This is a genomic window from Enterobacter sp. SST3 (assembly GCF_000286655.1).
Lineage (GTDB): Bacteria > Pseudomonadota > Gammaproteobacteria > Enterobacterales > Enterobacteriaceae > Enterobacter > Enterobacter roggenkampii.
Genome location: NZ_ALNS01000006.1, coordinates 23,446 through 35,519 on the forward strand (window position 1 = coordinate 23,446; position 12,074 = coordinate 35,519).

The following is a 12,074-nucleotide window of genomic DNA, read 5'->3' on the forward strand; positions in this document are numbered from 1 at the left end:
AGAAAACAAAGCCTCGCTTCTCAGATGAAGTGCTTACGCAAACGTTGAGAGAGGAAATCCAGCAGGCTGACGGTGACGATGATGAGCACCATCAGGGCGCAGGTTTGCTGGAACTGGAAACCGCGAATCGCTTCCCACAGGGTGACGCCAATCCCGCCTGCGCCGACCATGCCGACGACGGTGGCGGAGCGGACGTTGGACTCAAAGCGGTACAGGGAGTAGGAGATGAGTAACGGCATCACCTGCGGCAGGACGCCGTAGAGGATCTCTTCGATTTTATTGGCGCCGGTGGCGCGAATGCCTTCCACCGGGCCGGGCTCGATGGCTTCGACCGCCTCGGAAAGCAGCTTGGAGAGCACGCCGGTGGTGTGAATGAACAGCGCCATGACGCCCGCGAACGGACCGAGGCCGACGGCGACCACGAACAGCATCGCAAAGACCATTTCGTTGATCGCCCGACAGGCGTCCATCAGGCGGCGCATGGGCTGGTATACCCACCACGGCACGATGTTTTCAGCGCTCATCAGGCCAAACGGAATGGAGAGAATAACGGCCAGCGCGGTGCCCCAGACGGCGATTTGCAGGGTGACCGCCATTTCACTGAGGTAGTCCTGCCACTGGCTGAAGTCCGGCGGGAAGAAGTCGGCAGCGAAGGTCGCCATATTGCCCGCGTCTTTGAAGAGCAGCAGCGGGTCCATTTCCGCGCCCTTCCAGGAGATAACCAGCACCGCCAGCAGGATGGCCCAGCTTATGAGCGAGAACCAGCTGCGCTTCGGCGGCGGGAGGGTGATGGTTTGCATGTGTTACTCCGCAGGTCTTTGTGTGCCGGATGGCGCTACGCTTATCCGGCCTACGATCCAAAATGTAGGCCCGGTAAGCGCAGCGCCACCGGGCGAAAAGCGTTACTGCACCGCTTTATTCACGCTGGTCATCGCGCCGAGCGCGGCGGTCAGGCGGTCGAGGTCTTCAAGCTGAGCCTGAATCGCGGCCACTTTGCTGGTCTTCTCCTCGTCCTTCAGGCCTTTGTTGTCCTTCACGCCCTGCATCTCTTTAAACAGCGCCAGCTGGCGAATCGGGACCAGCTGCAGGTCGCTTGACGGGCGGAACGGTGCCCAGCCCAGACGTTCCAGAACTGCTTTCTCTTCCGGCGTTTTGCCATAGGTCATAAAGAAGTCGTACACCTTGTCCTTGGTGCTTTCGGACAGGTTTTTACGCCACACGATCGGGTCGCCGGGGATCAGCGGGGATTTCCAGATAACCTTCAGCTCTTTCAGCTTGTCCGGTGCGGAGGTCTTCAGCTTGTCGAGGTTCTCGGTGTTGTTGGTGGCAACGTCCACCTGCTTGTTGGCCACGGCCAGAGCGTTGGTTTCATGGCTGGCGTTTACCGTGCGCTTGAAGTCGCTGGCGGAGGCGTTGTTTTTGGCGAAGACGTAGTAGCCAGGGACAAGGTAGCCGGAGGTAGAGTTCGGATCGCCGTTGCCGAAGGTCAGCTCTTTACGTTTGGCGAGCATGTCGTTGAGGTTGTTGATCGGGCTATCTTTGTTGACGATCAGCACGCTCCAGTAGCCCGGGGAGCCATCTGCCGCGACGGTCTGGGCAAAGACCTGGCCGTTCGCGCGGTCCACCGCTTCCATGGCGGAGAGGTTGCCGTACCAGGCGATGTCCACTTTATTAAAGCGCATCCCCTGGATGATGCCCGCGTAGTCCGGGGCGAAGAAGGCGTTCACTTTGATCCCCAGCTTGGTTTCCATATCTTTCAGGAACGGTTCCCACTGAGGTTTCAGGTTTTGCTGTGATTCCGTCGAAATAATGCCGAAGTTCAGCGCTTTTTCCTGCTCTTCCGCATACGCCGGGCTTAACAGGGTGCTGAGGCTGAACATGCTGGTAAAGGCCAGCGCGGCAACGGCTTTGTAGCTCATGTACTTTCCTCGGATCGGGTTTATTTAAGCAGCCTGCGCGTTCTCTTCGACGCGGTTAATGCTGCGGTAGAGATGGTCAAAACGTTCGTTATCAAACTGATGGCTCGCGCCATCAAAGAACACGTGCCCCTGACGCAGGGCGACGATGCGTTCGCAGTAGCGCAGGGCGTAATCCACCTGATGGAGCGTGACCACCACGGTAATGCCGTCGTTCTGGTTAATGTCGCGCAGGGTCTCCATCACGATGCGGGCGGACTCCGGGTCCAGCGAGGCGATGGGTTCGTCAGCAAGGATGATTTGCGCTTTTTGCATCAGCGCGCGCGCAATCGCCACGCGCTGCTGCTGCCCGCCGGACAGGGTGGAGACGCGCTGGTGGGCGAAATGCGCCATACCGACGCGGGTCAGCGCCTGTAAGGCTTCCTGCTTCTGGGAAGGGGTGAACCAGCGCAGACAGGTGCGCCAGAACGGGGTGCTGCCGAGCGCGCCAATCAGCACGTTCTCCAGCACCGTCAGGCGGTTTACCAGGTTGAACTGCTGGAAGATGCAGCCCGTCTGGGCGCGGCTCTTGCGGATATCGCTCGCCAGACGCCCGGCGCGCTGCACGGTATTGCCCAGCAGCTCGACGTGGCTTTCCGGCGTTTTATCGCCGGTGATAAGCCCGCTCAAATGGCGCAGAAGGGTGGATTTACCCGAGCCAGAAGGCCCGAGAAGCGCCACCATGTCGCCCTGCCGGACGGTCAGATCAACGGCATGCAGAGCCTTGTTATGATTGAAGGTCTTGCTCAGTTTCTCGACGCGGATGACAGTTTGCATGTGCGGGGCCTCACGATAAATGTGGCCTCATGCTGGCGCATCAATGTGACATTTGGGTTAAGTGCAGGTTGCGGGAGTTTGAAGAGTTGAGCGGAGTTTGATGACAATCACCGTAGGCCCGGTCAGCGCAGCGCCACCGGTCGCTGTTGCCGGCTGCGCTGCGCGTGTCCTGCCTACGACGTTTGTTGCTTGACGACGTTAATCATCCACGGCACGCCGTATTGGTCGGTGACTTTACCGAAACCGTGCGCCCAGAAGGTCTCCTGCCACGCCATGTCGATGTTCCCGCCCGCGGCGAGGTTGTCGAACCAGCGCTTGCCTTCTGACACATCCTGCGTGTCGAGCACCAGCGTGAAGCCCGCGTACTGCGCGTTGCTGCCGGGCGGCATCCCGTCGCTCATCATGATATCGCTGCCCGCAATGCGGACGTTGGAGTGGGCGATAGCCGAATCCGGAAACTGCATACCGGACGGACAGCCTTCTTCGCTGTTATCGCTTTTTGGCATTTCGCCGAAGGTAATTTTATAGAGAAGTTCTGCGCCGACGGCTTGCTGGTAAAAGGCGGTGGCCTCAGCGCAGTTGCCGGCGAAAGAGATGTAGGGACTTAACGGCATAATCTTTACCTCACGTAAGAAAAGCCCGTTAAGTTTAGTTCTTTTTTTGTAGGCCGGATAAGCGTAGCGCATCCGGCAAAAGCGCCCGGTGGCGCTTCGCTTACCGGGCGTACAGGTGGAAAATCAGTTCTTTTTCACGAACTCAGATTTCAATTTCATTGGACCGAAGCCGTCAATTTTGCAGTCGATATTATGATCGCCTTCAACCAGACGGATATTCTTCACTTTGGTGCCGATCTTCAGCATGGAAGAACTGCCTTTCACCTTCAGGTCCTTAACGACGGTAACGCTGTCACCGTCCGCCAGCAGGTTGCCGTTCGCATCTTTTACGATGAGCGCATCAGCATCCTGAGCCGGCTCGGCATCATTCCATTCATGAGCGCATTCCGGGCAGATGAACATGCCATTATCTTCATAGGTGTATTCAGAATTGCATTTTGGGCAGTGTGGGAGAGACATATCGGTATCCTCAAAAGTGTAAACGCGCTGGAAAGTGCCAGCTAAATGACGGCAGGGTGCCGAAAAAGGCGGCAAGTATAGCGCAAATCCACACCGTTGTCGGTGATATTGTGAATTAAAAAAGCCAAAAAGCGTATCGGGAGTGACACGTTCTGTCAGTCAGTTACGCGAAGCTTATGTCCATTAACACGGTGGGAAGAAATGACGATAAATATATCGAATATTTTATTGCAGCAAATTGCTACGCTCTGCCATTTCGGATAAGGTGAAGCGACACATTGTTATTTATCTCCGGACTTTGCTGCCATACATATCTTATGGCAGTGGTGCATTACCTCTCTTTTTAGGTGGGTAAATAATGGTGATATATCCTGAAGTTTCTTAAAAATGGGCTACGCTTTTTTCTTTTGGCTATCAGGCCTGGAGAAGAGTTCTACACGCCATGCAAGGATAGGGAATTATTCCTGATTATCTTCAATCAGTTATATTTCGGCGAACATGTTTTCCACACGTGATCATATAAGCCTGAACAACATAATTAAAACCAGTGGCTTAATAAAAGTAATAAATTTGCGTTAAGGAAAGGCTTTTATCATGCACACACAGACCATTTTTGAATTAAGCCAGGAAGCCGAGCGTTTGTTACAGCTTGCCCTGCAAAATCTTGATACGTTGAAATCAATGCCCACTGAGATGCTGGAGAGCACAGAGGCTGCTATTACTGGCGAAACAAACAACGTTTTACCTTTGCATTTTAGCGCGCGCGGTGTCGACGCCCAGCAGGCGATGCTGAATAATGAATTACGCAAAATAACCCGGCTGGAAATGGTCCTGGCCATTGTTGGCACCATGAAAGCGGGGAAATCGACCACCATTAATGCGATTGTGGGTACCGAAGTGTTGCCGAACCGCAATCGTCCAATGACGGCGCTTCCGACGTTGATTCGCCACACGCCGGGTCAGAAGGAACCGGTGCTGCATTTCTCTCATGCCTCCCCGATTGATGAATTGATCCAACTGCTTCAGAAACAGCTCTGTGATTACGACCGCGGGAAGCTGGCTCAGCGTCTGGAAATTGATAAAGACATGAATACGCTGCTGGAGCGCATTGAAAAAGGGGAAGCGTTTGAGAAGCATCACCTGGGCGCGCAGCCGATATTTCATTGTCTGAAAAGCCTCAACGATCTGGTGAGACTTTCCCAGGCGCTGGGTGTTGAGTTTCCGTTCTCTGAATATACGGCTATTGAACATATCCCGGTAATTGAAGTGGAGTTCGTGCATCTTGCGGGCCTGGATGCCCACCTCGGGCAGCTGACGCTGCTCGATACGCCCGGGCCGAACGAGGCCGGACAGCCGCATCTGCAAAAAATGCTCAGCGAGCAGTTGTCCCGCGCATCGGCGGTGCTGGCCGTGATGGATTATACCCAGCTTAAATCCATTTCTGATGAAGAAGTCCGCCAGGCGATTTCCGCGGCGGGAAAATCGGTGCCGCTGTATGCGCTGGTCAATAAATTCGATCAGAAAGATCGCAATAGCGATGATGAAGAACAGATTCGGGCGATGATCTCCGGCACCTTAATGAAAGGCAATATTTCGCCCGGCCAGATTTACCCCGTGTCGTCCATGTGGGCGTATCTGGCGAACCGCGCGCGCTATGAGCTAAGTTCGCATGGACGACTGCCGGATCATCAGGAGCAACCCTGGGTGCAGGATTTTGCCGAAGCGGCGCTCGGGCGACGCTGGCGTACGGCGGATCTGGACGATATCGACCATATCCGACATTCTGCCGATTTGCTCTGGGAAGATTCGCTCTTCGAGCAACCGATACGGAAACTGATTTACGCCGCCTATGCCAATGCCTCGCTATACGCGCTGCGTTCGGCCTCGCATAAGCTTCTTAACTACGCGCAAAACGCCCGCGAGTATCTCGATTTCCGCTATCAGGGGCTGACGGTGGCCTTTGAGGCGCTGGAGCTGAATATCGCACGTCTGGAAGAGGACATGGCGCTTTTGCAGACGCGTCAGCGCGTAGTGAGCGATGAGGTGAAACACGAGGTTGAGGAAGCGCTGAACGCCACCGCAGACTTTATGGGATCCCAAAAAACCGCGCTTCACCAGGCGATTGACCAGGTGTTCAGCACGCCCCCGATTCTTGATTCGGCAGGCACCGAACGGCAGCAACTTCGCGGTGAGAGGGTGAAGCAGCTGGTGCTGGACGATGAAGGGCAGGCGCAGATTGCGCTGAGTAAATTACGCGCTTCCTGCGAGCGGGTGATGCAGGATGCCCAGATGAAAATCGGCCGTGAGCTGGCGTTACGCTTCGATCAGCTGGAGTCCACCCTGGCGCGTTCTCTTAACGAAGCCATGCGTCCCATTGAAACGCGTATTAAAGAGCATCTGAGCCATGCGGGTTTTCGGGCGCGGATCAGCTTCCCGGCGTTTCAGGCAAGCCAGCTTAACTTCAATACGCGAGCGCTGTTTAACGATGCGATTGCGCAGGACGACAGCCAGGCCGCCCCGCCTTCCGGCGGGAGCAGCATGCGCGAAACGGTCTCTCGCTGGCTCAATAATCCTGGCTGGGGCTGGGACGAGTATGTGGAAACGCGCACGCGCTATGTTATCGACATTGCGCAGCTACATGACAAATTTAAGCAACATATTGATCAGTTTTGTGAACAAATACGTAAAGCTTTGTCCGCGCAGGTCGATGTCTCTGTTACGGCAGGAATGGCGACGTTCTTTGCAGAATTTTCGTTGTGCCTGACCGGGTTACAGGAAAGCTTGCGTGATAGCCTCGCAGTGCGTCAGCAAAATGAGCACTCAACCCGAGCGCTCTGCCAGTTGTTGAAGCAAAGCATCACTACTGCGACGTGGATACAGGAAGATACCCGACTGTTACGCGATGATATTCAAACTCTATTCGCGGCAGAGCAACCATGACAACACCACTACTGGACGGCCCCGGGCGAACGCTGGAGTGTATTAATCCAAAATTTATGGTCGATCTGGTGCAGGGGGGAGACGCGGCGCGTCATCCTCGCCTGGGACCACAGCAGCTGCAGTTTCGCGAGCGTTTGACGCAGGAAATCATGACGCATACCCGGCTACGCCCCTGGGCGATGGCGGGGATGCTCAATGAAAATGCGGCGCTGCGCCTGGGGCTGGCGGAAAAGCTGGCCGGGATGCTTGATCCGGGCCATCTCGCGCTGACGCTGATGGCAGAGAAGCTGATTGCGCTGCGTCAGCAGACTCACCCACGCACCCTGCAGTCTCCCGGACTGACGCAGCAGTACGCCGATCTCGTGTCTCATTTTACCCAACGCGCAGCCTGGAAAGAAAAGGCGCTGACCCAGCGCGGGCTAACGGTGCAGGCGGGTGAGCACAGCGAGCAAATTTTTACCCGCTGGCGGGCCGGACATTATGATGGCTGGTCGCTGGCCGGACGCTGTTTTATCGTTCTGGAAGAGCTGCGCTGGGGAGCATTTGGCGACGCATGCCGCCTCGCGAAAGAAGATGTGGCGGCCATGCTTAAGGATAACCTGCGCAGCATGGCGGCTAACTATCTGGCGCAGGGCATTAATGCCTCACCCACGACCCGCCATTTTTATCACCAGTGGCTGACAGCGCCTGCTTCTCCCGGATCGATCGATCATAAAGACATGCTGGGCTGGCTGGGGGACTGGTGTCAGGCGGATAAGCATCCGGTGAGCTGGTCAGTGACGCAAAACTGGCAGACCGTCGCACTGGGGATGCCGAGGCTCTGTTCGGCAAAACGGCTGGTGGACGGGATGGTAGAAGAGATTTTTGGGTAAATCCCTTACCCCTCACCCTCTCCCCGCAGGGAAGAGGGGAGGGTTTGGTGCAGTGTATTAATGGCGGAGTTCGACCGCTTTTCGTTCGATATTCTGCTCGGGGGCATTGGCGTAGCGTTTCGCATATAGCGCCGTGATGATCGGCACCAGTAGCGCAGTGACAATCACGCTGGCGGCAACCAGCGCCGTCGCTGAAGCGGCTACCGGTTCGAAGGCCGGGTTAATCTGGGCAATAATCACCGGGTTAGCGACGGCAGCGCCTGCGGCTGAAGAGGCGGCGACGCCCGCCGTGCCGTTTCCTCCCCCGATCACGCGGTCGGCAACGATCAGCGGAATACCGGTAATGACGATTACGGCGACACCCAGCACAATACCCAGCAGGCCGGTATCAAGGATAACCTTCAGGTTGATGGTGTTCCCCAGCGCAAAGCCGAAGAACGGGATCAGCACCGGCGTGGCTTTGCTGAAGAAATCACGCAGATCGTGATCGAGGTTGCCAAGGGCAAAGCCGATCAGGAAGGGCAGGATTGCGCCGACAAAGTGGTGGGGTTCAAAAGAGGCCAGGCCAGCTGACCCCAGGATCAGCATCGTCATCAGCGGGCCTGATTCGAGAGACATCAAGACAAATGCGCCGGACTCTTCTTTCGTCCCGTACTGGTTCATCAGGCTGGCGTACAATCCGCCGTTAGTCATATCCATCGCGGAGACAATCGCCAGTACCGATAACCCCGCGAAGAACCCGGTCTGAATTCCATTCTCCGGGATGAACATCGCGCATATCATCGCCACCGCCCAGGCTACCGCTATTTTGGTTATTACCAGCGTGCCGGATTTCCGTAATACGGTACCGGTCGCCCGCAAATTAATGGATGCACCGATACAAAAAAACCAGACGGCAAGAATTGGAACCGTGCCCGTTATCATGCCTTTTGTGAAACCACCAAAATAAGCCCCGGTATCAGGGGCAAGGGTATTCAGGATGGCGCCCAGCACCAGCGGAACCAGCATCATACCGCCGGGTATGCGTTCTATCGTGGCTTTAATCTTCATGGACAATCCTCACATCTGACCCCGCAGGACGGGCGTTCGGTGTTAAAAATTAGTCAATAAATTCAATTGATTGGCATTTGTTTTTGAGTGGCGTTTCTCGATAATCCCGCCAGGAAAATAAATGTTTTCTCTCGATTAACTTTCTTAGAAAACACATGAAATGCTGTGTTCGGATTTATCATGCGATCATTGGAATATTGATTCAATCAAAATAAAACATCGTTTTAGTTATCTTTGTCACATATTCAATGTAAAACTATCGGCGGCTTCCTGATGAAGAAAATTTATGTAAATTGAATGTGAGTAAACGTGGTTTGTTTTTTTGTTGCGAAAGAATTCATGACGTGCGTGAGAGAGCTCATGAGGCGGGGATGAGAAAGGGCTTATTTGCACTGATTGACAAATACTGGACTGAGTTGACCTGATGCTGAAATATGTGTGAAGTTGATCACAAATATAAACGCTGGTAGGGTAAAAAGGTCATTAACTGCCCAGGCAGGCGTCAACAGGTTCGGTTGTATCGACGTAAAACGTCAATGTAAGTAAACCTGCTACGCTTGAATAAGGCGATTCGCATGGAGCGGATCCCATGGTTCACAGAACGCACACTGGACTGTGAAACAGACAGGGCCGAGTCAACGAGGATAGCTATGCTGAGAAGGAAAAAGATTAAACCCATCACGCTTCGCGACGTCACCATTATTGATGACGCCAAACTGCGTAAAGCGATTACCGCAGCCTCGCTCGGTAATGCGATGGAATGGTTCGATTTTGGTGTCTACGGCTTTGTGGCCTATGCGTTAGGTAAAGTGTTTTTCCCCGGGGCCGATCCCAGCCTGCAGATGATTGCGGCACTGGGTACGTTCTCCGTTCCCTTCCTGATTCGCCCGCTGGGTGGTCTGTTCTTCGGTATGCTCGGTGATAAATATGGTCGTCAGAAGATCCTGGCTATCACCATCGTCATTATGTCGATCAGTACATTCTGTATCGGCCTTATACCGTCTTACGCCACTATCGGCATTTGGGCACCGATTCTGCTGCTGATCTGTAAGATGGCACAGGGCTTCTCCGTGGGCGGTGAATATACTGGCGCCTCGATCTTCGTTGCCGAGTATTCTCCTGACCGTAAGCGCGGGTTTATGGGAAGCTGGCTGGACTTCGGCTCCATTGCCGGTTTTGTCCTGGGCGCGGGTGTGGTGGTCCTGATTTCAACCGTGGTGGGGGAAGAGAACTTCCTCGACTGGGGCTGGCGTATACCATTCTTCCTGGCACTGCCGCTGGGGATCATTGGCCTCTACCTGCGTCATGCGCTTGAAGAGACGCCTGCGTTCCAGCAGCACGTTGATAAGCTGGAGCAGGGTGACCGCGAAGGGCTGCAGGACGGTCCGAAGGTATCGTTCAAAGAGATTGCCACTAAGCACTGGCGAAGCCTGCTGGTCTGTATCGGTCTGGTGATCTCCACCAACGTGACCTATTACATGCTGCTGACCTACATGCCGAGCTATCTGTCGCATAACCTGCACTACTCGGAAGATCACGGTGTGCTGATCATTATCGCCATCATGGTGGGTATGCTGTTTGTGCAGCCGATTATGGGCCTGTTGAGTGACCGCTTTGGTCGTCGACCGTTCATTATTCTGGGAAGCGTTGCGCTGTTTGCCCTCGCCATCCCGGCATTTATTCTGATCAACAGTAATGTACTGGGGCTGATTTTTGCCGGTCTGCTGATGCTGGCGGTGATCCTTAACTGCTTTATCGGGGTGATGGCCTCAACGCTGCCCGCGATGTTCCCGACCCATATTCGCTACAGCGCGCTGGCCGCGGCCTTCAACATCTCGGTGCTGATTGCCGGTCTGACCCCGACGCTTGCCGCCTCGCTGGTGGAGAGCACGCAGAACCTGATGATGCCTGCTTATTACCTGATGGTGATCGCGGTGATTGGTTTGATTACCGGTATTACTATGAAGGAGACGGCGAATCGCCCTCTGAAAGGCGCAACGCCTGCGGCATCGGATATCCAGGAAGCGAAAGAGATCCTCCGTGAGCACTACGATAATGTAGAGCAGAAGATTGAGGATATTGACGCCGAGATTGAAGAACTGCAGAAAAAACGTTCCCGACTGGTGGATCAGCATCCACGCATCAACGAGTAACAAAAAACCCGCCGCTGGCGGGTTTTCTTTTATTAGCATCCTGCGGCGATGTAGTCACCATTGGCGCTGATGGGGATCACCGTCAGGAACAGCACCGTCGCGAACAGGATCAGGACTATCCCTCCGGCAATTTTGACGGCCGGCACCAGCCATTTTAACGAGGCGCTTTCTCCGAACCAGGCCACCGTGCGTTCGCGGGCGTAACGTACAGCCAGTGAAAGCCCCATAATAGAGAGCGCGGTTCCCAGAGACATAGTCATGACTGCGGCCATCCCCCAGGTAACAATGCCCAGCGCGTTGGAGAACATCAGGATCATGATCGCCCCGCTGCACGGGCGTGCACCGATCGCCAGTATCACGCCCAGACGGGTTTTCCAGTCGCCCTGCGTCAGGTCAGTACCTACGCCGTGATGGCCGCAGCCACAGTGTTCGTCGTGCTGATGAAGCGGCTTAATGGCAGAGACAGACATCCTGCGCGGGCGCAGGCTCTTCAGCGCCTGGTAAATGACAAATGCGCCGAATGCGCCAATAAGCACTGCGCTGATCTTCTCCACATACCAGCGGCTGGTACTGATATCCCCTGAGGCGAGGTTAAATCCTACCGCCAGGATAAAGACAAACAGAATGGCGCTGACGCCCTGCATCAGGCTGCCCAGGAAAGGGACGACCCGGGCGGCCAGCTCGCTTTCCTTATTGGTAGTCAGATAGGTCGTCACAATGAATTTTCCGTGCCCGGGGCCAATGGCGTGGAGTACGCCATAAAGGAAAGCCCCCGTTAACAACCATAATCCGCCGCTGTACTGGTGGTTATTTAGCTGCAGCAGGTACATCACCAGATAGCGGTGCAGGGTAATTTGCGTGGCGAGACACCACTGGATAAAGGCGTTCCAGTGCGCATGCAGGGTAAAACCGGCAAAGAGAATTGCCAGCAGCATCAACCCAGCGGTAGGGAGACGCCAGTCACGGGTGAGGCGTTGTGTAGTCATGAAGCGGCCTGCACAGAGAAGAGTATTTGCCGCCAGTATAGTTGATCTTCCCGCTCAGTTCGTGGGATCGCATTGGGATCCGTGCAGAATTGTGGATAACATTGTGCATAAATGGGTATAAGGCGGGGTTTTGCTGGGGAATGCAGCAGTCAGTCATTTTTTTGCAACTTTTCGGTTGCGGTCGTTCGCGAACTCCCTATAATGCGCCTCCATCGACACGGCGGATGTGAATCACTTCACAAACAGCCCGGTCGGTTGAAGAGAAAAA

General features: G+C 54.9%; 10 protein-coding genes. 3 read left to right on the top strand and 7 right to left on the bottom strand.

Translation table 11 applies throughout. The features are described from left to right. Positions 1–20: 20 nt before the first annotated feature. The 5 genes from phnE to B498_RS17370 form a co-directional block, all read right to left on the bottom strand. A complete protein-coding gene (gene phnE, locus B498_RS17390) occupies positions 21–800 on the bottom strand; it encodes a phosphonate ABC transporter, permease protein PhnE (protein WP_008500063.1) in 780 nt (259 codons plus the stop codon). A gap of 102 nt (positions 801–902) precedes the next feature. Continuing rightward, positions 903–1,919, bottom strand: coding sequence for a phosphonate ABC transporter substrate-binding protein (gene phnD / locus B498_RS17385; protein WP_008500064.1), 1,017 nt, complete (start codon positions 1,917–1,919; stop codon positions 903–905). Between the two features lie 24 nt (positions 1,920–1,943). Further along, positions 1,944–2,732, bottom strand: a complete 789-nt coding sequence (phnC, locus tag B498_RS17380; protein ID WP_008500065.1) for a phosphonate ABC transporter ATP-binding protein — start codon at positions 2,730–2,732, stop codon at positions 1,944–1,946. Between the two features lie 173 nt (positions 2,733–2,905). Next, positions 2,906–3,346 (bottom strand): VOC family metalloprotein YjdN, encoded by a 441-nt coding sequence (gene yjdN, locus B498_RS17375; protein ID WP_008500066.1) that lies wholly within the window; start codon positions 3,344–3,346, stop codon positions 2,906–2,908. Positions 3,347–3,469: 123 nt separating this feature from the next. Further along, on the bottom strand, positions 3,470–3,805 hold the full coding sequence (locus B498_RS17370; protein WP_008500067.1) for a zinc ribbon domain-containing protein YjdM: 336 nt from the start codon (positions 3,803–3,805) through the stop codon (positions 3,470–3,472). A 594-nt stretch (positions 3,806–4,399) separates the two neighbouring features. Here B498_RS17370 and crfC point away from each other — a divergent pair. Both crfC and B498_RS17360 read left to right on the top strand, forming a co-directional pair. Continuing rightward, complete coding sequence (gene crfC, locus B498_RS17365; protein WP_008500069.1) at positions 4,400–6,745, top strand: clamp-binding protein CrfC; 2,346 nt, start codon at positions 4,400–4,402, stop codon at positions 6,743–6,745. After that, positions 6,742–7,617 (top strand): diguanylate cyclase regulator RdcB family protein, encoded by an 876-nt coding sequence (locus B498_RS17360; RefSeq protein WP_008500070.1) that lies wholly within the window; start codon positions 6,742–6,744, stop codon positions 7,615–7,617. The genes crfC and B498_RS17360 overlap by 4 nt, the downstream gene beginning before the upstream one ends. Positions 7,618–7,674: 57 nt before the next feature. Here the strand turns inward: B498_RS17360 and kdgT are convergent, their stop codons facing one another. Continuing rightward, complete coding sequence (gene kdgT, locus B498_RS17355) at positions 7,675–8,667, bottom strand: 2-keto-3-deoxygluconate transporter (RefSeq protein WP_008500071.1); 993 nt, start codon at positions 8,665–8,667, stop codon at positions 7,675–7,677. A 650-nt stretch (positions 8,668–9,317) separates the two neighbouring features. Here kdgT and proP point away from each other — a divergent pair. Beyond that, a complete protein-coding gene (gene proP / locus B498_RS17350) occupies positions 9,318–10,820 on the top strand; it encodes a glycine betaine/L-proline transporter ProP (protein WP_008500072.1) in 1,503 nt (500 codons plus the stop codon). A 32-nt stretch (positions 10,821–10,852) separates the two neighbouring features. Here proP and B498_RS17345 read toward each other — a convergent pair whose 3' ends face one another. Beyond that, positions 10,853–11,806, bottom strand: coding sequence for a nickel/cobalt transporter (locus B498_RS17345; protein WP_008500073.1), 954 nt, complete (start codon positions 11,804–11,806; stop codon positions 10,853–10,855). Positions 11,807–12,074 lie beyond the last annotated feature (268 nt).